The sequence below is a fragment of the Pseudomonas sp. SMV7 genome (genome assembly GCF_052041995.1).
Lineage (GTDB): Bacteria > Pseudomonadota > Gammaproteobacteria > Pseudomonadales > Pseudomonadaceae > Aquipseudomonas.
Window position 1 is genome coordinate 53,549 of record NZ_JBKGGT010000015.1, and the last position, 19,962, is coordinate 73,510.

Sequence of the window (19,962 nt, forward strand, 5' to 3'; positions counted from 1 at the left end):
AATGGACCAGCCCATGAAACACATCCACGTCATCGACTCGCATACCGGCGGCGAACCGACCCGCCTGGTGATGAAAGGCTTCCCGGCACTGCATGGCCGCAGCATGGCCGAGCAACGCGACGAACTGCGCGAGCTGCACGACCAATGGCGCCGCGCCTGCCTGCTGGAACCGCGCGGCAACGATGTGCTGGTCGGCGCGCTGTACTGCCCTCCGACCTCGGCCGACGCCACCTGCGGGGTGATCTTCTTCAACAACGCCGGTTACCTGAACATGTGCGGCCACGGCACCATCGGCCTGGTCGCCTCGCTGCAGCACCTGGGCCTGATTGCCCCGGGCGAACACAAGATCGACACCCCGGTCGGCCAGGTCACTGCCACCCTGCATGACGACGGCGCCGTCACCGTCGGCAACGTGCCCGCCTACCGCTATCGCCAGCAGGTGGCGGTGGACGTGCCCGGGTACGGCGTGGTGCACGGCGACATCGCCTGGGGTGGCAACTGGTTCTTCCTGGTTTCCGAACACGGCCAGCGCATCGAGCTGGACAACCGCGAGGCACTGACCGACTACACCTGGGCCATGCTCAAGGCCCTCGAGGCCCAGGGCATCACCGGCGAGCACGGGGCGCCGATCGACCATGTCGAGCTGTTCGCCGATGACGCCAATGCCGACAGCCGCAACTTCGTGATGTGCCCCGGCAAGGCCTACGACCGCTCGCCCTGCGGCACCGGCACCAGCGCCAAGCTGGCCTGCCTGGCCGCCGACGGCAAGCTCGCTGAGGGCCAGACCTGGGTGCAGGCCAGCATTACTGGCAGCCAGTTCCACGCCCGCTACCAGCGCGACGGCGAACGCATCCGCCCGTTCATCACCGGCCGCGCCTACATGACCGCCGACAGCACCTTGCTGATCGACGAACAGGACGCGTTCGCCTGGGGCATCTGAGCCCCGTTTTTTTCCCAGACTGAATACCGCCAGGAGCAACACCATGACCAGCAATATCTTCACCGGCACCATGCCCGCCCTGATGACCCCCTGCACCGCCGAGCGCAAGCCGGACTTCGACGCCCTGGTGCGCAAGGGTCGCGAACTGATCGACCTCGGCATGAGCGCCGTGGTGTACTGCGGCTCGATGGGCGACTGGCCGCTGCTGACCGAAGCCGAGCGCCAGGAAGGCGTGGCCCGCCTGGTCGCTGCCGGCATCCCGACGATCGTCGGCACTGGTGCGGTGAACACCCGCGAAGCCGTATCCCACGCCGCCCACGCGGCCAAGGTGGGCGCCGCCGGCCTGATGGTGATCCCGCGCGTGCTCAGCCGCGGGGCCTCGCTGATTGCCCAGAAGCACCACTTCTCGGCGATCCTCGCTGCCGCGCCGCAGCTGCCGGCGGTGATCTACAACAGCCCGTACTACGGTTTCGCCACCCGCGCCGACCTGTTCTTCGAACTGCGCCGCGAATTCCCCAACCTGATCGGCTTCAAGGAGTTCGGCGGTGGCGCCGACCTGCGCTACGCCGCCGAGCACATCACCTCCAAGGATGACGACGTCACCCTGATGGTCGGCGTCGACACCCAGGTGGTGCATGGCTTCGTCAATTGCAACGCCACTGGCGCCATCACCGGCATCGGCAATGCCCTGCCACGCGAAGTGCTGCACCTGGTGAGCCTGAGCAAGCAGGCGGCCAAGGGCGATGCCAAGGCCCGGCGCCTGGCGCGTGAGCTGGAAGCGGCGCTGGCGGTGCTGTCGTCGTTCGACGAAGGCTGCGACCTGGTGCTGTATTACAAGCACCTGATGGTGCTGAACGGCGACCGCGAGTACAGCCTGCACTTCAACGAGACCGACGCCCTGACCGACGCCCAGCGCAACTATGCCGAACAGCAGTACGCGCTGTTCCGCACCTGGTATGCCAGTTGGTCGGCCGAGCAGAACCTGGCCTGAGCAGCCACGGTTTTCTCTGTGGGAGCGGGCGTGCCCGCGAAGCAGGCGACTCGGTGCCTGGCACCGGCTCTGCCGATGTTCGCGGGCTCGCCCGCTCCCACAGGGTACCTAGTACACCCTCGCAACTGCATGTGATTTCCAAGGAGGCTCCATGACCCTCACAGGCAACCTGCTGATCGGCCAGACGCCGGTAACCGGCAACCGCGAAGCCATCCATGCCATCGACCCGGCCAGCGGCCAGGCGCTGGAGCCGGCCTATCTCGGCGGCAGCGGCGAACACGTGACCCAAGCCTGCGAACTGGCCTGGGCCGCGTTCGATGCCTACCGCGAAACCTCGCCCGAACAACGGGCACAGTTCCTCGAAAGCATTGCCACGCAGATCGAAGCGCTGGGCGATGCGCTGATTGACCGCGCCGTGGCCGAAACCGGCCTGCCCAAGGCGCGGATCCAGGGCGAGCGTGGCCGCACCTGCACCCAGCTGCGCACTTTCGCCCGCGTGGTACGCGCCGGTGAATGGCTGGACGTGCGGGTCGACAACGCCCTGCCCGAGCGCCAGCCCCTGCCCCGTGCCGACCTGCGCCAGCGCCAGGTGGCGCTGGGGCCGGTGGCGGTGTTCGGCGCCAGCAATTTCCCGCTGGCCTTCTCGGTAGCCGGCGGCGATACCGCCTCGGCCCTGGCCGCCGGCTGCCCGGTGGTGGTCAAGGCGCATGGCGCGCACCCGGGCACCAGCGAGCTGGTCGGCCAGGCGGTGGCCCGCGCGGTCCAGCAGTGCGGCCTGCCAGCCGGCGTGTTTTCACTGTTGTACGGCTCCGGTCGGGAAGTGGGCATCGCCCTGGTCAGCGACCCGCGGATCAAGGCGGTTGGCTTTACCGGCTCGCGCAGCGGTGGCATCGCCCTGTGCCAGGCCGCGCAAGCGCGCCCGGAACCGATCCCGGTGTATGCCGAAATGAGCTCGATCAACCCCGTGTTCCTGTTCGACGCCGCCCTGCAGGCGCGCGCCGAGACGCTGGCACAAGGCTTCGTCGCCTCGCTGACCCAGGGCGCCGGCCAGTTCTGCACCAACCCAGGCCTGCTGATTGCCCGCCAGGGGCCGGCGTTGCAACGCTTCATCACTGCCGCCAGCGAGCAGGTTGCCCAGGCCGCTGCGCAAACCATGCTCACCCCTGGCATCTTCGCTGCCTACCAGGCCGGCGTCGCAGCCCTGGCCGCCAACGCCAATGCCCGCGTCGTCGCCACTGGCCAGGCCGGGCAAGGCCCCAACCAGTGCCAGGCGCAGCTGTTCGTCACCCAGGCCGAAGCGTTCCTCGCCGACCCGGCGTTGCAGGCCGAAGTGTTCGGCGCCGCTTCGTTGGTGGTGGCCTGTGCCAGCGACGAACAGGTCCGCCAGGTGGCCGAGCATCTGGAAGGCCAGCTGACCGCTACCCTGCACCTGGACGATGGCGACATCGACAGTGCCCGCAAACTGCTGCCAACCCTCGAACGCAAGGCCGGGCGCCTGCTGGTCAATGGCTGGCCGACCGGCGTCGAGGTATGCGATGCGATGGTCCACGGCGGGCCGTTCCCGGCCACTTCCGATGCCCGTAGCACCTCGGTGGGCACGGCGGCGATCCTGCGTTTCCTGCGCCCGGTGTGCTACCAGGACTTCCCCGACGCCCTGCTGCCGCAGGCGCTGCAGCAGGATAACCCGCTGCACTTGCGGCGCCTGCTCGACGGTAAACGGGAAAGCTGAGCATGCTCGATAACCGTGAAACCGATATCGCCGTGGTCGGCGCTGGCATTGTCGGTGTCGCCTGCGCCCTGCAACTGGCCCGCCAGGGGCGCCGGGTCATGCTGATCGACCGCCAGGCACCCGGCCACGGCGCGTCCTACGGCAACGCCGGGCACCTGGCTACCGAGCAGGTGTTCCCGATTGCCGACCTGTCGATCCTCAAGCGCCTGCCACGCATGCTGCTGGACCCGATGGGCCCGCTGCGCCTGGACTGGAAGTACCTGCCCAAAGCCATGCCCTGGTTCACCCGGCTGCTGCTGAACCTGCGCCCGGCGCCGTTCCAGCGCAGCGTGGCCGGTATCCGCCGGTTGAACGAAGGCAGCCTGGGCGCCTGGCAGCGGCTGCTGGGCTCGATCGGGCGCAGCGCGCTGTTCCGCGAAGATGGCTCGTTGCTGGTGTTCGAGCGGCCCGAATCGCGTCCGGCACTGGAGGCCTTGCGCGCCCGCATGCAACAACAGGCGGTGGCGGTGGACTTCTGGTCGGCGCAAAGCGTGCGCGCAGCGGCGCCACAGCTCAGCTCATCGCTGCTGGGCGGGCTGTTCTTTCCGCGCACCGGGCATTTCATCGACCCTTACCGGGTGGTGTGCGAACTGTTCGAAGCGGCCAGGGCCAGTGGTGTGCGTTTCGTCCAGGCGCAAGTCGAGGGTGGCCAGTTGCACAGCGGCGGGGTCAGCCTGGCCAGCGGCCAGGGGACACTCCGTGCGCGCCAGGTGTTGATCAGCTGCGGCGCGCATTCTGCCCGGCTGACCGCCGCGCTGACCGGCAAGCGTGTGCCGCTGGATACCGAGCGCGGCTATCACTTGATGCTGCCTGGCGAGCAGCAGCGTTTGCCATTTGCGGTCACCTCCCTGGAGCGCAAGTTCATCATGACCCCCATGGCCGAGGGCTTGCGCCTGGCGGGCACGGTCGAGTTCGCCGGGCTGGAGGCACCGCCAAGCATGCAGCGGGCCTGGCAGTTGCACCGCCTGAGCAAGGGCTTGTTCCAACGCGAGTTGAGTGCCGAAGGGGCAACCCCGTGGATGGGCTTTCGGCCTTCGCTGCCGGATTCGTTGCCGGTGATCGACCGGGTGTGCGATGGGCGGGTGCTGCTGGCGTTCGGGCATCAGCACCTGGGGCTGACCCAGGCGGCGCTGACTGCGGAATGGGTGGGAAGGTTGGCTGAGATGGCCGGTGGACCGGAGATGGTGGCTTACCGGTTGGATCGGTTTTAGCCTGTGCTGGCCTCGTCGCGGGTGAACCCGCTCCCACAGGGATCGCACAGGCCTTGAGGGCAGTGGAGACCCTGTGGGAGCGGGTTTACCCGCGAATGGGCTGCAAAGCAGCCCCTTCATGCCTCAGCGATAACGCTCGAGCCAGTGCGCATAAGGCGCCGGCAAGGTCCAGGCGGCTTTCTCCACCCCCAGTTCCTTCGCCGCAAAGTAGGCCCAGTGCGGGTCCGCCAGATGCGCCCGGCCTACCGACACCAGGTCCAGCTGGTTGGCCTGCAGCGCCGCTTCCGCCAGTTGCGGCGTACCAAAGCCCCACGCCGACGTCACCGGCAGCTTCGCCTCACGGCGCACGCGCTCGGCAATCGGGCCCATGAACGCCGGGCCCCACGGAATATGGGTCTCGGGAATGGTGAAGCCGACGCTCACGCTCAGCAGGTCGAGGCCGCCAGCCTTGAAGCGGCGCGCCAGCTCGATCGATTCTTCCAGGGTCTGCTCATCGCGGCCATCGTATTCCAGCACCCCGAAGCGCGCGGTCAGCGGCAGGTTCTCCGGCCACACTTCGCGCACTGCCGCCAGGGTTTCCAGAAGGAAGCGGCTGCGGTTGTCGAAACTGCCACCGTAGGCATCGGTGCGCTTGTTGGAATGTTCAGAGAAGAAGCTTTGCCCCAGGTAACCGTGGGCAAAGTGCAGCTCGATCCACTCGAAACCGGCCTCACGTGCACGCCGCGCGGCATCGACGAAGTCCTGCTTGACCCGGGCGATATCGGCCAGGGTCATCTCCCGCGGCACTTTCGGCAGGTGCGCGCCAAAGGCGATGGCAGACGGGGCGATGGTTTCCCAGCCGCGCGCGTCGTCGGCGGCAATGTGGTCATCACCTTCCCACGGGCGGTTGGCGCTGGCCTTGCGCCCGGCGTGGGCAATCTGGATGCCCGGTACGGCACCGGCGGCCTTGATCGCCTGCACCACCGGCACGAAGGCCTGGGCGTGGGCATCGCTCCAGATACCGGCGCAACCGGGGGTGATGCGCCCTTCCGGCGCCACCGCAGTGGCTTCGACCACCAGCAGGCCGGCACCGCCCCGGGCCAGGCCGGCCAGGTGCACATGGTGCCAATCGTTGATCATGCCGTCCTCGGCCATGTACTGGCACATCGGCGGAATGGCGATGCGGTTGCGCAGGGTGACGTCCTTGAGGGTATAGGGTTCGAACAGAGCGGACATGGGTAATCTCCCGGGCTATGTAATTACGCTTGTTCGATTCTAATCGAACTATGGCAATTAATGATAGCCCCGTTATCATGATGCCCATGCGAGCCTATCAACATCCCAATTCCGAAGACCTGACCCTGGAACGCCTGCTCTATGCCCTGAGCGACCCGGTGCGCCTTGGCATCGTGCGCCACCTGGCGGGCGTGGCCGAAGCCAGCTGCGGCGAGCTGGACGGCGGCCGGCCGAAGTCGAGCATGTCCCACCACTTTCGCGTGCTGCGGGATGCGGGGCTGGTGCATACCCGCAATGTCGGCACCACCCATATGAATTCGCTGCGCAGCGAGATGCTGGGGGAGCGGTTTCCCGGGTTGCTGGACTGCATTCTGCGGCAGCAATGATTTTCCTGTGCCGGCCTCTTCGCGGGTAAACCCGCTCCCACACGGGCCGCGTTGGCCACAGGCTTGGCGCTATCCCTGTGGCAGCGGGCTTGCCCGCGAAAGGGCTCGAACAGGCAACAAAAAAGCCACGAGGTTTCCCCCGTGGCTTCTTTCACAACGATGGCCGCTTACAGCGCCATGTCGTTCTCAGGCTTGCTTTCCGCCGGCTGGCTCGGTGCAACCGTGGTGCCGACGCTGGCGTCGATCACCGGTGGTTTCTCCAGCTGCAGCACTTCTGCGGTGTAGTTCCACTCTTTCTGCGTGGCGGCTGCCGAGTCGTTCAGCTTGGTGCCGTAGCTCGGCACGATCTGCTTGATCTTGGCCTGCCACTCAGGGGTAGCGACCTTCTCCTTGAACACGGTTTCCAGCACGTTCAGCATGATCGGCGCTGCAGTCGAAGCACCTGGCGAAGCGCCCAGCAGGCCGGCAATGGTACGGTCTTCGGAAGCGACCACTTCAGTGCCCAGCTTCAGCACACCACCCTTGTCTGCGTCACGCTTGATGATCTGCACGCGCTGGCCGGCCTGCCACAGCTTCCAGTCTTCCTTCTTGGCGTTCGGGAAGTAGGTGCGCAGGGCTTCGAAGCGGTCATCGTCAGACAGCATCAGCTGGCCAGCGAGGTACTCGACCAGCGGGTACTGGTCGATACCGACCTTGGTCATCGGCCACACGTTGTGCGGGGTGGTGGTGCTCAGCAGGTCCAGGTACGAGCCGTTCTTCAGGAACTTGGTCGAGAAGGTGGCGAACGGGCCAAACAGGATCACCCGCTTGCCGTCCAGCACACGGGTGTCCAGGTGCGGTACCGACATGGGTGGCGCGCCGGTCGAGGCGATGCCGTAGGCCTTGGCCATGTGCTGCATGGCGATGCTCGGGTTCTCGGTCACCAGGAACGAGCCACCCACCGGGAAGCCTGCGTATTCCTTGGCTTCAGGAATGCCCGACTTCTGCAGCAGCTTGAGTGCACCACCGCCGGCACCGATGAACAGGAACTTGGCGTCGGTGGCCGACTCGGTACCGTCCTTCAGGTTCTTGTACTCGACGTGCCAGGAGCCGTCCTTGTTGCGGGTGATGTCCTGCACTTCGCTGGACAGCTTCAGGTCGAAGTTTTCCTGGGTTTTCAGGTGGCCGACGAACTGGCGGGTGATCTCGCCGAAGTTGACGTCGGTGCCGATCGGCGTCCAGGTCACGGCCAGCTTCTGGTTCGGGTCGCGGCCTTCCATCATCAGCGGGACCCACTTGGCGATCTGCGCGTGGTCCTCGGAGTACTGCATCGGGCGGAACAGCGGGCTGGCCTGCAGCGCGTCGTAACGCTTCTTGAGGAACTTGATGTTGTCATCGCCCCACACGAAGCTCATGTGCGGCGTGGTGTTGATGAACGAGTGCGGGTTCTTCAGCACGCCCTGGCGCACCTGCCAGGCCCAGAACTGGCGGGAGATCTGGAAGGCTTCGTTGATTTCGATGGCCTTGCTGATGTTGACGTTGCCGTCCTTGTCTTCCGGGGTGTAGTTCAGCTCGGCCAGCGCGGAGTGGCCGGTACCGGCGTTGTTCCAGCCGTTGGAGCTTTCTTCGGCCACGCCGTCCAGGCGCTCGACCATTTCCATCGACCAGCTTGGCTCCAGCTCGTGCAGCCACACGGCCAGGGTGGAGCTCATGATGCCGCCGCCGACCAGCAGCACGTCTACTTTCTTGGTTTCTGCGGCGTACGCGTGCATGCAGCTTGCAGCGACTGCCAGGCCCAGCAAGGTCTTGCCAGCTTTCTTGAACATTGATCAATTCCAGTCAGGAGAACGGAGGGCGGGCCTGTGGCTGGCCCAGGTGACGCGTGTTCTTCAGCGCAGGCTTGTTGTGTTCATTATTCAGCAGCCAGAGAACCAGAAAACGACCCGGCCTTTTGTCGAATTGACCGACAGCGCTGAATCGTTTTTCTGGATTGTAACCGAATTGCCAGCACAAACAAATTGCCGCCCGGCGCGTCAACGCGGCGGGTTGCCCCAGTGACGGATTGCCGCGCTGGAAAACAAAAACCCCCGGCCATGTGCATGACCGGGGGCCTTGGATCACGCCGCAAGCGGCGCGATCAGGGTACCGCCAAGATTACTGCTGCTGAGGCAGTTTATCGATCGGGCCGCAGCCACCGATGATCTTGGAGATGGAAACCGAAGGGTGGAACAGGTAGTCGTAGCTGCAGTTTTTCGGCTGGTTGTAAACCTGGCCAGTGCAACCCGACAGCAGGGCAACACCCGAAACGACAGCAACGGCTACGGTAGCCTTGAACAGCTTTTTCATACTAAATCCTTTATATGAATCATCTTCGGCCATCATTCTGATGGCGCGCGGATCATACAGAACCCGGCCATTGGATCCAAGTATCACGTGGCCTTCTTTGCGGGCGTGTCCGCGAAGTGGCCGTCATACACACCCGGGGAACCAAGGATGATCCACACGGTGTATGCGGCACAGCCAACCGGTATGAAGTTGATAAAACAGTCAAGTAAATGCCATGTAATGGCCAGCACGTAAATACCCTTTGGGCCAACTAAGCCTGGTTGTTGAAGTGCGGAAAAATATTACACGAATAAAACTGATAATCTCTTGCATTTGCATCTTTGCCTTTGTAGTCTCTGCCCGCCGCTCAAACTTCCACGACAAGGATTTCGTATGTTCGCCCTCTCCAAAGCCTCGGAGCAGCTGCTGCTGTCTCGCTGGGCGCAGGCCCTGTGCACGCCACAATTCGAAGCCCGATCCATTACCCTCTCGCACTTGCAGGCCGCACTAGAGCCGGCTCGCAACCGCAGCCTGCAACGCCTGACCCAGGCGCTGCTCAGAGAGGGCCTGGTTCGTAACAGCGCCTCGCTGTCCTTGCCGACCCCGCGTATCGATCTCCCCGGGGGAGCATCGAGCGTCAGCTTCGACTACCTGCGCCCCGGCGGCATGAATAGCTGGGATCTGCGCGGTCATGTTTACCTTCACCGCACAAACGCGGCGGATCACCGCATCGCCTGGCCATCAGAACTCCTGGCAGCCTTGAGTGGCGCCTTCGAACAGGCCCCCAGCCAGGCCGTGATCGAAAGGCTGGCCGTCGAACTGGACGACAGCCTGATCAATGACACGCTGTGCCTGGCCTATCACGACCACTGGTCACGATACCTGGCAGAGCAAAACGGTACTGCAGGCCTGTTGGCCAGCCTGCAACGCATGGACGCGCCGTTCAACCCGTCAATACTTCTGGAACAATGGGGCACACTCGGGCACCCGTGGCATCCCAACTACAAGACCAAGTTGGGATTGAATACCGACCAGGTTGTCAACTATTCGCCTGAGTTCTGCGCAACACTTGATATTCAGCTGTATGCACTTCATCGCCAGTACGCCCATGTGGAAAAGTTGCCTGGCACCGAAGACTACTGGCCCTGGTGGACCGAACACTTCCCTGAAGCCGCGCGGCAACTCGAACAGCATCTGACGGCCTGCGGCCTGGCCATTGACGACTACCTGCCCTTGCCCGTGCACCCCTGGCAAGCCGAAGAGGCATTGGCTCAGGATTTCACCGGGGAAATGTCGGATCGCCTGTTGATCAAGACCGATATCGTCGCCTTCAACGCGGCCCCGACCATGTCCTTCCGGACCGTGCTGCCGCAAGCCAGCCGCACCGCCCCGATGGTCAAGTTGCCGGTTTCGCTGCGACTCACCAGCGTGCAGCGCACGGTATCGCCACGCTCGGCACGCATGGGCCCACGGATCAGCCACCTGCTGCTGCAGATTCTCGAGCGTGAACCCGCCCTTGCCGCGCTGCTGGACATCGTGCCGGAGCGCATCGGCATCCACTACACCCCCGACCCGGCGAACGATGATCACGCCCGTCACCTCGGCACCTTGTACCGCGACAACCCCTGGAGCCGGCTGGCGGAGGGTGAAATCGCGATCCCCGTGGGCAGCCTGTTCGCCACGGACGAAGCGCAGAACCCCTTGTTGCGCCAATGGGTGAAGCTCACCACCGGCCGTGACGACCGTGCGGCCATGGTGGAATTCTTCACCCGCTATATCGGTATCGCCGTCCCCGCCCTGCTCGGCATGTACCTCAAGTACGGTGTGGCGTTCGAAGCCCACCAGCAGAACAGCTTCATGGTCATGGGCACCGATGGCGCGCCGGCACGCCTGCTGATTCGCGACTTCGGCGATATCCGCATCGACCGTGCGAGCCTCCACGCCCACGGCCTCGATCTGGTTTTGCATGACCCGAAGATGACCCTGTTCGACGACGACGCCTTCGTCCGCGACAAGCTGCTGCACACCACCTTCATGTGCCACCTGGGTGAACTGGTGCTGCTCTGTGCGCGTCACTGGGAGGCAGCGGAAGCCGACCTCTGGGCGCTGCTCGCCCGCCAGGTCGAACACTGCTTCGCGTCGCTCGAATCGCAGGTGCGCCCCGAGCGCTGGGCGCAGGAGCGTGAAGCCTTGCTCGAACTGGACTGGCCGGCCAAGTCGTTCATGCGCATGCGCCTGATCGACGGCCACGCCGACATCGTCGGGCGCCTGGCCAACCCCCTGCGAGCAGGTGCCGATGAACGCTAATGCATTCGCCTTGCGACTGCTGATCGTCATCCAGCTGCTGTCGATGGGCGCCATGGAAATGAGCGGCCCCTTCTGGCCGCTGCAGATCCAGGCGCTGGCAGGTGACATCGGCAGCAACCTGACCGCCGTACTGTCTACGGCGGTCTACGCCGGGCCCATGGTGGCGGCGATGTTGCTGACCCCCTTCTGGGGGCGGCTGGGTGACCGTACCGGCCACAAGCCCATGATCCTGCGGGCATTGCTGGCCCTGGCTGTTTGCCAGGGCCTGGCAGCGGTCATCAGCAATGCCTGGGGACTGGTCGCCATCCGCATCGCCCAAGGTGCACTGGCCGGCTTTCTCGCTGCGGCCCAGGCCTATGCGCTGCACTGGTGCGATGCCTCCTCGCGTGGCCGCACCCTGGCTCACCTGCAGTCGGCCACCGCTGTGGGGTCGTTGCTGGGCCCGGCACTGGGCGGATGGCTGATCGACAGTTCCGGCTTCGCCCTGCTCTGCTTCAGCGCCACCGGCATCTGTCTGGCCTGTGCCTTGGCCGCCCTCTGGCTGCCAGCGGACCCACCGCATCATCGGCCGTCGAAACAACCGGGCAGTCATGCCGAGGCCCTGCCCAGGCGCTGGCTCGGCGGGATCCTGCTGGTCATCGTGCTGATCCAGGCCGCCAAGATCATGCCGCAGCCGTTCTATGCCCTGTATGTCTCGCAAGTGCTCGCGGCACCCAGCTGGCTGATCGGCGCAACCTATGGCGCCAGTGCGCTGACCCTGGCGCTCTCGGCGCCGCTGTGGGGGCGGCTGTTCGATCGCCTGCAACCCGCACGCACCCTGAGGGTGATCGAGCTGGTCGCCTGGTTGTGCGCAGCCACCCTGGCCGCGACGGCCCTGGTCGGAGAATGGCCGGCCTTCCTGGCCACCCGGCTGATCTGGGGTGCCTGGCAAGGCGCCTTGCTACCGGTGGCCTACATGCTGATCGCCTCGACGGTCAGTCAGCAGCACCAAGGCTTCGCCATGGGCCTGGGCAACAGCGCGGCCAAGGCCGGCGCCTTGCTCGGCACCGTGCTCGGTGGCGTCGCCATGGCCATCGCCGGCCTGCACCATGCCTTCTGGTTCGTCGCCCTGGCCTACCTGGGTGCCGCGCTGTTCATCGGCATCATACGGCGCAGCCACAACGCGTCAGCTTCGTTCTTTTCTGCCACCCCTTCAAATAACACTTAGAAAAGCCCTGCCATGAAACCCTCTCGACTTTCGCTGTTGATTTCCTTGACTGCCGCCTTCGGCCCGCAGGCCTGGGCCGAAGAGACACCGCACGACGATGCCGTGCAGTTGCAAGCGACGGTGACCTCCGCCACCCGTGTCGAATCGACGATCGCGTCCATTCCGGGCTCGGTGCAGGTCATCGACGCACCTCAGATCCGCGAACAGATGGGTGCCGGCCGCCGGGTTGCCGACATCCTCGGACAACTCATCCCCGGCCTTGCCCCGTCCAGCGGCGGCATGAGCAACTACGGCCAGACCCTGCGTGGTCGCAACATGCTGGTATTGATCGACGGGGTGTCGCAGAACGCCACCCGTGACAACTTCCGCCAGCTCAACAGCATCTCGCCCGACAGCATCGAGCGCATCGAAGTCATCTCCGGGGCCAGCAGTGTGTATGGCGCCGGCGCCTCCGGCGGGATGATCAACATCATCACCAAGCGCAACCAGGGCCAGGACCTCGCCTTCACCAGCAAGCTGGGGATGACGACAGGCGACAACTTCAGCCACAAGGGCTTCGCGTACGAAGGTTTCCAGAGCGCAACAGGCCGCCAGGGCCCGGTGGACTGGTACCTGTCCGGCGCGTACACCCAGCGCAACGACCAGTTCGATGCCGACGGCAAGCGCATCCCCCAGGACACGTCGCAAGGGTCGAACATGGACACCGACACCTACGACCTGCAGGGGCGCTTCGGCTTCGAGCTCGATGACGACAAGAAGCTGACCCTCGGCCTGCAGGACTACAAGGACGAGCAGGACACGGCCTACACCAAGGACCCGCGCAACACCCGCGAAGCGGTCGCGGTGAAAGGCCTGGAACTGGATGACCAGCCCTCGACGCACAACCGCGCCGCCAACCTCAACTACACGGACCAGGACTTCTTCGGCCAGGGCCTGAACATCGAAAGCTACTGGCGAAAATCCGAAGCCCTGTTCTTCCCGGATATTTCACGCGGGCGGGCCGGCGTTTCGGCCACCGACAGCGAAACCACCGTCTACGGCGTACGCACGGCCATCGATACACCACTGCCAGACATCGGGCCGGCCACCGGCAGCCTGGTGTGGGGTGCGGACTACAGCCACGAATTCGCCCGCCAGCGCGGTGATCAGTACACCGTCAACGGCCTGAACTACCAGAAGACCGGCACCACCTACGAGCTGGGCCCGGACCTGGAAACCACCACCCGCGCGCTGTTCGCGCAAATGGCCTGGGATGTGGGCGACTGGACCTTCCGTGGCGGGGTGCGGCGTGAATGGATCGAAAGCAAGGTCGAAGACAGCATCGCCTATGGTGAGATCGTCCAGACCGGCAACCGGGCCACGTTGCCAGGCGGTACCCTCAAGTACGACGACACCCTGTACAACCTCGGCGCGGTCTACCACGTCACCGAGAACCAGGACCTGTTCGCCAATTTCAGCCAGGGCTTCTCGCTGCCGGATATCCAGCGCTTCCTGCGCGACGTGAACAGCAGCTACAACATCCAGAACCTGAATGCGCAAGCGATCAAGGTCGACAGCTATGAACTTGGCTGGCGCGGCAACTGGAACCCGCTGCAAGCGCAGGTGACGGTGTACAACAATACCTCGGATGTCACCCAGTTCTTCGACGCCAACGACCGCGTGCTGCGCCTGATCAACCAGAAGGAGCGTGTGCGCGGCATCGAGAGCAGCCTGACCTGGTACATGACCGAGCGCTGGTCGGTGGGCGGTACCTACGCCTACGCCAAGGGTGAAACCGAACAGAACGGCAAATGGATCGACCTGCCGGCAACCCGCATCGCCCCCGCCAAGACCACGCTGTTCGTCGGCTATGCCAACGATGACTACAGCGTGCGCCTGCAAGGCATGCAGGTTGCCGATTACGATGCCGCCGCCAAGGACAACAACGGCCGCGAAATCGACGGTTACACCTTGGTCGACCTGATCGGCACCCTGAATCTTCCCAAGGGCCGCCTGGAGGGGAGCATCCACAACCTGACCAACCGCAGCTACGAAACGCTGCTGACGCAAGCCAGCGGCAGAGCGCCGTTCCCCAACGCTGAGGGCCGTACATTCAGCGTGGCATACACCTTGGACTGGTAACGGCATGGCCACGATTCAGACAACAAGAGTGCGCTCTGTTCGTGGCCCGTCAATCCGTGCAGCTCAAACCCACTGCCCCGGGTTCGATCATGATGCGGGCCCATTTACCGGCTGAGCCGCGTACCTGGCACTAGCAGGTCTGGCCTCTTCGCGGGCACGCCCGCTCCCACAGGGTTGTCACTGCCCTCAAGCACTGGACAGTACCTGTGGCAGCAGCCTTGTGCTGCGAAAGCGCCGCGCAGCGACCCCGTCCTACAACCCAAACTCAGAATCATCCCCTTCCATGTAGGCAATTTCCCAAACATACTGGCAAACCACTCAAACTGTTGCGACGGATTGGGTCGCGCCCTAGTCTCGCCTTGTCGTTGCCAAATCAACGACCGGCTTTGACAGGCCGATTACTCAAGTTTCCGTTGCAGCGCTTTGTGGCAGCTGTGCATGGGGCACATTCGTGTGCGCCGGGTTCCTTGGGTACCGGTCTGTCAACCCATGTATAACTGCCTCCATTCGTTTGACAGCGTTGCCAGGCGGCTCCATTTACCCAAGGAGCTTTCATGCGCAAGATAGTCCCCGATCCACCCCACTCCCTCGATTCCACCCGGGCGCTACAGGACACCCTGATCCAATCCTCAGAGTACGTACTCTGCGCGCTGGTCGTCGCTCGCCAGTCCGTGCAACTCAAACCCACAGCCCCAAGTTCGATCGTGATGCAGGCCGTGATCCATGAAATGGAGGCGTACAGGGCCTGGTCGAGTCGGCGTTGATGCAATTGCAAATGCAGGCCCATTTACCGGCTGAGCCACGCACCTTGCACTAGCAGGCCTGGCCTCTTCGCGGGCACGCCCGCTCCCACAGGGGTAATCATTGCACTCAAGTACTGCGCCGTACCTGTGGGAGCGGGCGCGCCCGCGAAGAGGCCGGCCCAGACACTCAAGACTAAGGGTGAAAAACAATGCCCACCGACGACACGAAACAACCCACCACAGTCGGCAAGACCTGCTTCTACCAAGGCGAAAACAACACCCACCCGCTGTTCCGCATCGCCCCCGGCATCCCCTGCCAGGACGCCCGCGAGCAGGCCTCCGAACTGATGGGCTACGTCCGCGACCTGATCATTACCGGCCTGATGGACGGCGACCAGAAACTGATCTGGGCATCGCATTACCTCAGTGCGATGGCGAAAGCGCTGCTCGATGATGCAGAGTTGGGGATGATGAAAAAGTAAGAAACCAGGAAGGCCCCTGGAGACGTGAACATCCAGGGGGCCTCTACCGCATTCAATGCCTGACGGATCAACACAGAGTCATCAAACGAGCGAAGGAATTCCTGATGCTGTACGAGGTAAACAATGATGAACGAAGAATTCACCCCCGAGGACATGCCAATCCTTGAGCTGGACTTGAGCAATCAGCAGGCAGACGACCGTGCAGCACTGGTAAAGGACGCCATTGAACTGTGTGTACTCAAGGGTGCGGGCAGCCTTCAGGCCGTGGCTAATTGCCTGATCGAACGCAACATTCCCACTGCCCGAGGTGGCCAATGGTCGCCAACAGCAGTAATGCGTGTGATGCAGCGTCTGGGCTTGGAACTGACTAAGACCGCCAGTACCCCTGTCAGCTTGTAGGAAGCGATTCCAGCAGCGTTAGGGGGCGATAGGTCCGCCCCCCTGATATTCGAGAAAGATAGTCTAAAACCGCCCTCCTACGGCCCCGCCGGATTAAACCTCGACCCACATTTGGTCATATGTGACCGATTACCTCCAACATATTTATCCGGATCCACAGATGGTGCTAAGTTGCACCCTCACGCCGTTAGAAAGCTAGCTCGTTGATCCGCCTCGAATCGTTATGGGTGGCTCAAGGAGTCTCAAATTTAGGAGTTGTAGGATGTCAGGGCCGGAAAAAATATTTTGCTGTTTTACTTTAGAACAGAAGCAATATCTTGGCGAGCTCATTCTAAGTGGTGAGGACTCATCTTTGATGCTCCATAGTCGGCATCAGATACCTTACACCCCCGAACCACACGCCCTGTTTGGCGAGACTGTAGACTATCAAAAGATAAGCCTCTTCGACTGCATCGGCGATCCATCCTTCCCCGAAGGGATGCATCCAAAATTTATTTACAAACGAACTTGTTTTCCTCACTACGCGGCCATCGGCTCACGACATATTGAAGAGCATGAACCACTATTTGGATCGGTCTCATTCTGTACGGATGACTTAGGACTAATATTTGCTAATAGAGGGACATTTGGTTCAGCTCATCCCGCACCAGAAGATTTGCAAAACCTACTAGACAAAACCTTTGATGCAAGGGTAGTGACCGTAAATCATAATCCGCTCATCTTCTATTTCTCAGGGAGTAAAGATGATATTGATGTAGACATCTCAGAGGGTAAGTTTTCCACATTCCAGGGATTCGGAACCAAGATCAGCGACCACGAGGGGATTCAGTGCACCCCGGAATCGACAGCGACATTTAAGTTTGGAAGCATCAAAACATTAAGTGGGGTTATTGACGAGCTTGTGGCCTTGTTGTTGTTTTTGAGCGTTGTTGCTGGGCGCCAACAAAGCATCACGAAAGTTACTGCCGAAATCTTTGATCCAAAACTGGAGGCCAGTTCAGGAGCACATGAGAAAGTCGATATATACTGGAGCTTAGCCCCAACTACAGGAAAGAATGGCGCCAGCAACATTCGAGACATGCCGGTAACACCACAGATTGATAGTCATCAGTTCTACCAAATCTTTAACTGCTGGATGCAGAGACATAAAGAATGGTTGCCCTCTAGGCTACGGATTCTTAACTCGCAAAACGTTGGGCGCCACTACGACGAAAACAGGCTGGTGGCTGCCGCAAACGCCTTCGACATCCTTCCAGACTCCACGTACCCTGAGACAGGAGAGTTATCACCTTCCGCCAAAGAAGCTAGGCTGAAGTGCAAGGCGATCATGAAAGAGCTAGACTCAGGCCCAGAGCGTGAGCAGATAATGAATACGCTGGCTTTCTGGGGCGGTAAAAATCTTAGACTAAAAGTACTAAGTCGCTCTCGGATAGTTCGTGACGCACTGGGCGAAAACTTAGAGGATCTGGACGCCGTGCTAATAGTTGCGGTTCTCGCGAGAAATTATTTTGTACACGGCACCAACAAATTCGGGTGGGAGAATTATAGCGATCTTATTACCTTCTTCACCGATGCTCTTGAGTTTGTATTCGTCGCATCCGACCTCATAGAATGCGGTTGGAACGCAGCCGACTGGTCAGATAGATGCAGAGGTTACTCACACCCACTCGCCACCTTCATGAGAAGCTATAACAGCGATTTAGCCAAATTCAGATTAGCGGAAGCGGCAGCGAAAGGGGCTCAGGGTATTAGTTAGATCCAGTGCGGCGCTGATATGTCCCGCACAGTTCAACGTGCGGGGCTACACCTGCTGTTACGCTAGAGCGAAGTCCTTATAAGCCTCTCAAAGTAACGGCTATTTGCCCTGATGGCTTTTAGAGTCACCCAACTCTGCCTGCAATCCTTTCATTGCATCGCTGTATTCAGCCTCCATAACTGCCCAACTGCGTTCGAGTCTCCGCTCCATGTCTGCAACGTCGCAGAATAAGCTCAGTTCATTACGGATGCACGCGGTTAGTTTGAGCTGAATCTTAGAAAGCTCTTTCATTCTCGGTAGTAAGTCTCTGTTGAATTCAAGCAGCCGCTCATTGCGTTGATCATGTGCTGCCGCCCGAGCATCAGCGTACTCTTGTGACTGATTGCTAAACCACTCATAAGATCGTTGCAGTGCTTGGAAAACCACTATGTCTTGACGAGCTTCTTCAGTGAAGCTATGCATTTGCTGCAATATTCTAGAGGCATCTGCAAATGACTTATTGTAAAGGTCGTCATTGATTTGAATGTCAGACTGTGCATCCTGCAATGGCACCATTTTTGGCAATATGCTCAAGATTAGGATGCCATAGGCCTGACTTAAGTCTTCTGCTACTTTGGCCGTTTCAGGCTCAGCAACAATCTTCAGCTTTTCCATAGAAGCAGTAATCGTGTGCAGCTCAGCATTCACATCTGTTTTGGTCAGATCTCGACTCGCGATTGTGCTCATGTGGATGTATGTAGAAGATATGTCTTCGATCGCCTTTAGGTAAACTTCCTTACGTAAATTGCTAATCTTGTCTTTAGCTTTTTCGCTAGCGTCGTGCTTAAGTTGCATTTCGAGGCGTTTATCACTGCTGTGGTTCGAGATCAACACCCCTGCAAGGGCGCTCGAAGCGGCGACAATACCCGACCACACCGCAGACGGGATTAATCCTAGGTACTCAACGAATTCAAGCGACATCAATGCCCCTCGCCCTATGACGTTATTTGGTTTCCGCCAAGTTATCACTAGCCATCACCCGTTCACAGACGGTGGCAGTGTTACGAGCGAAGGTCGACTACCCACCGTGAGAGGCTAGTCGAAGACTGCGGTGTGATCATCCAAGCACCACCTGTACGCGTATGGGGTATTTAGCATCTAAGGCAGTGGCACAAGCTGAGGATGGTTACGTACAAATGCTACGTACAATCCAAGAACGAAAAAGCCCCGCAGACGTTAATCTGCGGGGCTTCATCTTGTATGGCGGAGAGATAGGGATTTGAACCCTAGGTACTGTTGCCAGTACAACGGATTTCGAATCCGTCCCGTTCGACCACTCCGGCATCTCTCCAATGCCGCGCATCATACCAGCGTTCTTTCGAAAGGCAAATCTTTTTTTCAAAAAAATCGCGTGGTATCAGGCGCTTGCGTGAACGTAGCGCTTACAGCGGCACGCCCAGGCGCTTGGCAACTTCTTCGTAGGCTTCGATCACGTCGCCCAGGCCCTGGCGGAAGCGGTCCTTGTCCATCTTCTTGCGGGTTTCCTTGTCCCACAGGCGGCAGCCGTCCGGGCTGAACTCGTCGCCCAGCACGATCTGGCCGTGGAATACACCGAACTCCAGCTTGAAGTCGACCAGCAGCAGGCCGGCGTCATCGAACAGCTTGCTCAGCACTTCGTTGACCTTGAGCGACAGCTTTTTCATTTCTGCCAGTTGCTCGGCGGTGCCCCAGCCGAACGCGACAACGTGGGATTCGTTGATGAAGGGGTCGCCCTTCTCATCGTTCTTCAGGAACAGTTCGAAGGTGGACGGCTCCAGCTTGATGCCCTCCTCCACGCCCAGGCGCTTGACCAGGCTGCCGGCGGCGTAGTTGCGCACCACGCACTCGACCGGGATCATGTCCAGCTTCTTCACCAGGCACTCGTTGTCGCCCAGCAGCTTGTCGAACTGGGTCGGCACGCCGGCTTCTTCCAGTTTCTGCATGATGAAGGCGTTGAACTTGTTGTTCACCATGCCTTTGCGGTCGAGCTGTTCGATGCGCTTGCCGTCGAATGCCGACGTGTCGTTGCGGAACAGCAGGATCAAGCGGTCGGCGTCGTCGGTCTTGTAAACCGATTTGGCCTTGCCGCGGTAGAGTTCGTCGCGTTTTTCCAT

17 protein-coding genes, 1 tRNA gene and 1 pseudogene are annotated in these 19,962 nt (G+C 61.4%); 13 read left to right on the plus strand and 6 right to left on the minus strand.

The window, feature by feature from the left end; all coding sequences use genetic code 11:
• The first annotated feature begins 13 nt into the window (after positions 1 to 13).
• The 4 genes from ACLEJP_RS18225 (at position 14) to ACLEJP_RS18240 (ending at position 4,910) form a co-directional block, all read left to right on the plus strand.
• Positions 14 to 940, plus strand: coding sequence for a 4-hydroxyproline epimerase (locus tag ACLEJP_RS18225; RefSeq protein ID WP_440808559.1), 927 nt, complete (start codon positions 14 to 16; stop codon positions 938 to 940).
• 43 nt (positions 941 to 983) lie between these two features.
• A complete protein-coding gene (locus tag ACLEJP_RS18230) occupies positions 984 to 1,931 on the plus strand; it encodes a dihydrodipicolinate synthase family protein (RefSeq protein ID WP_440808560.1) in 948 nt (315 codons plus the stop codon).
• A 151-nt stretch (positions 1,932 to 2,082) separates the two neighbouring features.
• The gene (locus ACLEJP_RS18235; protein ID WP_440808562.1) at positions 2,083 to 3,660 is read left to right on the plus strand and encodes an aldehyde dehydrogenase (NADP(+)); all 1,578 of its coding nucleotides are present in this window, start codon (positions 2,083 to 2,085) and stop codon (positions 3,658 to 3,660) included.
• Positions 3,661 to 3,662: 2 nt separating this feature from the next.
• On the plus strand, positions 3,663 to 4,910 hold the full coding sequence (locus tag ACLEJP_RS18240) for an NAD(P)/FAD-dependent oxidoreductase (RefSeq protein WP_440808565.1): 1,248 nt from the start codon (positions 3,663 to 3,665) through the stop codon (positions 4,908 to 4,910).
• A 123-nt stretch (positions 4,911 to 5,033) separates the two neighbouring features.
• On the opposite strand, the gene xenA is transcribed toward ACLEJP_RS18240, so the two are convergent.
• A complete protein-coding gene (gene xenA, locus ACLEJP_RS18245) occupies positions 5,034 to 6,125 on the minus strand; it encodes a xenobiotic reductase XenA (protein ID WP_440808567.1) in 1,092 nt (363 codons plus the stop codon).
• Between the two features lie 50 nt (positions 6,126 to 6,175).
• Here xenA and ACLEJP_RS18250 point away from each other — a divergent pair, with 50 nt between their 5' ends.
• Positions 6,176 to 6,511 carry an ArsR/SmtB family transcription factor gene (locus tag ACLEJP_RS18250; RefSeq protein ID WP_440808570.1) on the plus strand — a complete coding sequence of 112 codons (336 nt, stop codon included), beginning with the start codon at positions 6,176 to 6,178 and terminating at the stop codon, positions 6,509 to 6,511.
• Between the two features lie 167 nt (positions 6,512 to 6,678).
• On the opposite strand, the gene mqo is transcribed toward ACLEJP_RS18250, so the two are convergent.
• Complete coding sequence (gene mqo, locus ACLEJP_RS18255) at positions 6,679 to 8,316, minus strand: malate dehydrogenase (quinone) (protein ID WP_225778847.1); 1,638 nt, start codon at positions 8,314 to 8,316, stop codon at positions 6,679 to 6,681.
• On the opposite strand from mqo, the gene ACLEJP_RS18260 reads away from it, so the two are divergent.
• On the plus strand, positions 8,309 to 8,548 hold the full coding sequence (locus ACLEJP_RS18260) for a hypothetical protein (RefSeq protein ID WP_225778848.1): 240 nt from the start codon (positions 8,309 to 8,311) through the stop codon (positions 8,546 to 8,548). The two genes, mqo and ACLEJP_RS18260, sit on opposite strands and share 8 nt — an antisense overlap.
• A gap of 96 nt (positions 8,549 to 8,644) precedes the next feature.
• Here the strand turns inward: ACLEJP_RS18260 and ACLEJP_RS18265 are convergent, their stop codons facing one another.
• Positions 8,645 to 8,836 carry a YhfL family protein gene (locus ACLEJP_RS18265; RefSeq protein ID WP_046616491.1) on the minus strand — a complete coding sequence of 64 codons (192 nt, stop codon included), beginning with the start codon at positions 8,834 to 8,836 and terminating at the stop codon, positions 8,645 to 8,647.
• Positions 8,837 to 9,208: 372 nt separating this feature from the next.
• Here ACLEJP_RS18265 and ACLEJP_RS18270 point away from each other — a divergent pair, with 372 nt between their 5' ends.
• The 7 genes and pseudogenes from ACLEJP_RS18270 to ACLEJP_RS18300 all read left to right on the plus strand — a co-directional run bounded on the left by ACLEJP_RS18270 (position 9,209) and on the right by ACLEJP_RS18300 (position 17,830).
• A complete protein-coding gene (locus ACLEJP_RS18270; RefSeq protein ID WP_440808573.1) occupies positions 9,209 to 11,122 on the plus strand; it encodes an IucA/IucC family protein in 1,914 nt (637 codons plus the stop codon).
• On the plus strand, positions 11,112 to 12,329 hold the full coding sequence (locus ACLEJP_RS18275; protein WP_440808576.1) for an MFS transporter: 1,218 nt from the start codon (positions 11,112 to 11,114) through the stop codon (positions 12,327 to 12,329). The genes ACLEJP_RS18270 and ACLEJP_RS18275 overlap by 11 nt, the downstream gene beginning before the upstream one ends.
• A 12-nt stretch (positions 12,330 to 12,341) precedes the next feature.
• Positions 12,342 to 14,450, plus strand: coding sequence for a TonB-dependent receptor (locus ACLEJP_RS18280; protein WP_440808578.1), 2,109 nt, complete (start codon positions 12,342 to 12,344; stop codon positions 14,448 to 14,450).
• Between the two features lie 554 nt (positions 14,451 to 15,004).
• Positions 15,005 to 15,267 (plus strand): annotated as a pseudogene (locus ACLEJP_RS18285) (hypothetical protein).
• A 135-nt stretch (positions 15,268 to 15,402) separates the two neighbouring features.
• Entirely contained in the window at positions 15,403 to 15,675 is a 273-nt protein-coding gene (locus ACLEJP_RS18290) for a DUF3077 domain-containing protein (RefSeq protein ID WP_440808580.1), read from the plus strand.
• A gap of 126 nt (positions 15,676 to 15,801) precedes the next feature.
• Positions 15,802 to 16,074, plus strand: a complete 273-nt coding sequence (locus ACLEJP_RS18295; protein ID WP_440808583.1) for a recombinase family protein — start codon at positions 15,802 to 15,804, stop codon at positions 16,072 to 16,074.
• 262 nt (positions 16,075 to 16,336) lie between these two features.
• Entirely contained in the window at positions 16,337 to 17,830 is a 1,494-nt protein-coding gene (locus ACLEJP_RS18300) for a HEPN domain-containing protein (RefSeq protein ID WP_440808586.1), read from the plus strand.
• A gap of 99 nt (positions 17,831 to 17,929) precedes the next feature.
• Here ACLEJP_RS18300 and ACLEJP_RS18305 read toward each other — a convergent pair whose 3' ends face one another.
• From ACLEJP_RS18305 to purC, 3 genes are all read right to left on the minus strand, one after another.
• Positions 17,930 to 18,790, minus strand: coding sequence for a hypothetical protein (locus tag ACLEJP_RS18305; protein WP_440808588.1), 861 nt, complete (start codon positions 18,788 to 18,790; stop codon positions 17,930 to 17,932).
• A 280-nt stretch (positions 18,791 to 19,070) separates the two neighbouring features.
• A tRNA-Ser gene (locus tag ACLEJP_RS18310) sits at positions 19,071 to 19,160 on the minus strand.
• A gap of 91 nt (positions 19,161 to 19,251) precedes the next feature.
• On the minus strand, positions 19,252 to 19,962 hold the full coding sequence (purC, locus tag ACLEJP_RS18315; RefSeq protein ID WP_004375217.1) for a phosphoribosylaminoimidazolesuccinocarboxamide synthase: 711 nt from the start codon (positions 19,960 to 19,962) through the stop codon (positions 19,252 to 19,254).

Bases quoted from the DNA above. Each gene is read 5' to 3' on its own strand.
- ACLEJP_RS18225 (WP_440808559.1), top strand. From the start codon at position 14: ATGAAACACATCCACGTCATCGACTCGCATACCGGCGGCGAACCGACC.
- ACLEJP_RS18230 (WP_440808560.1), top strand. From the start codon at position 984: ATGACCAGCAATATCTTCACCGGCACCATGCCCGCCCTGATGACCCCC.
- ACLEJP_RS18235 (WP_440808562.1), top strand. From the start codon at position 2,083: ATGACCCTCACAGGCAACCTGCTGATCGGCCAGACGCCGGTAACCGGC.
- ACLEJP_RS18240 (WP_440808565.1), top strand. From the start codon at position 3,663: ATGCTCGATAACCGTGAAACCGATATCGCCGTGGTCGGCGCTGGCATT.
- xenA (WP_440808567.1), bottom strand. From the start codon at position 6,125: ATGTCCGCTCTGTTCGAACCCTATACCCTCAAGGACGTCACCCTGCGC.
- ACLEJP_RS18250 (WP_440808570.1), top strand. From the start codon at position 6,176: ATGGCAATTAATGATAGCCCCGTTATCATGATGCCCATGCGAGCCTAT.
- mqo (WP_225778847.1), bottom strand. From the start codon at position 8,316: ATGTTCAAGAAAGCTGGCAAGACCTTGCTGGGCCTGGCAGTCGCTGCA.
- ACLEJP_RS18265 (WP_046616491.1), bottom strand. From the start codon at position 8,836: ATGAAAAAGCTGTTCAAGGCTACCGTAGCCGTTGCTGTCGTTTCGGGT.
- ACLEJP_RS18270 (WP_440808573.1), top strand. From the start codon at position 9,209: ATGTTCGCCCTCTCCAAAGCCTCGGAGCAGCTGCTGCTGTCTCGCTGG.
- ACLEJP_RS18275 (WP_440808576.1), top strand. From the start codon at position 11,112: ATGAACGCTAATGCATTCGCCTTGCGACTGCTGATCGTCATCCAGCTG.
- ACLEJP_RS18280 (WP_440808578.1), top strand. From the start codon at position 12,342: ATGAAACCCTCTCGACTTTCGCTGTTGATTTCCTTGACTGCCGCCTTC.
- ACLEJP_RS18290 (WP_440808580.1), top strand. From the start codon at position 15,403: ATGCCCACCGACGACACGAAACAACCCACCACAGTCGGCAAGACCTGC.
- ACLEJP_RS18295 (WP_440808583.1), top strand. From the start codon at position 15,802: ATGAACGAAGAATTCACCCCCGAGGACATGCCAATCCTTGAGCTGGAC.
- ACLEJP_RS18300 (WP_440808586.1), top strand. From the start codon at position 16,337: ATGTCAGGGCCGGAAAAAATATTTTGCTGTTTTACTTTAGAACAGAAG.
- ACLEJP_RS18305 (WP_440808588.1), bottom strand. From the start codon at position 18,790: ATGTCGCTTGAATTCGTTGAGTACCTAGGATTAATCCCGTCTGCGGTG.
- purC (WP_004375217.1), bottom strand. From the start codon at position 19,962: ATGGAAAAACGCGACGAACTCTACCGCGGCAAGGCCAAATCGGTTTAC.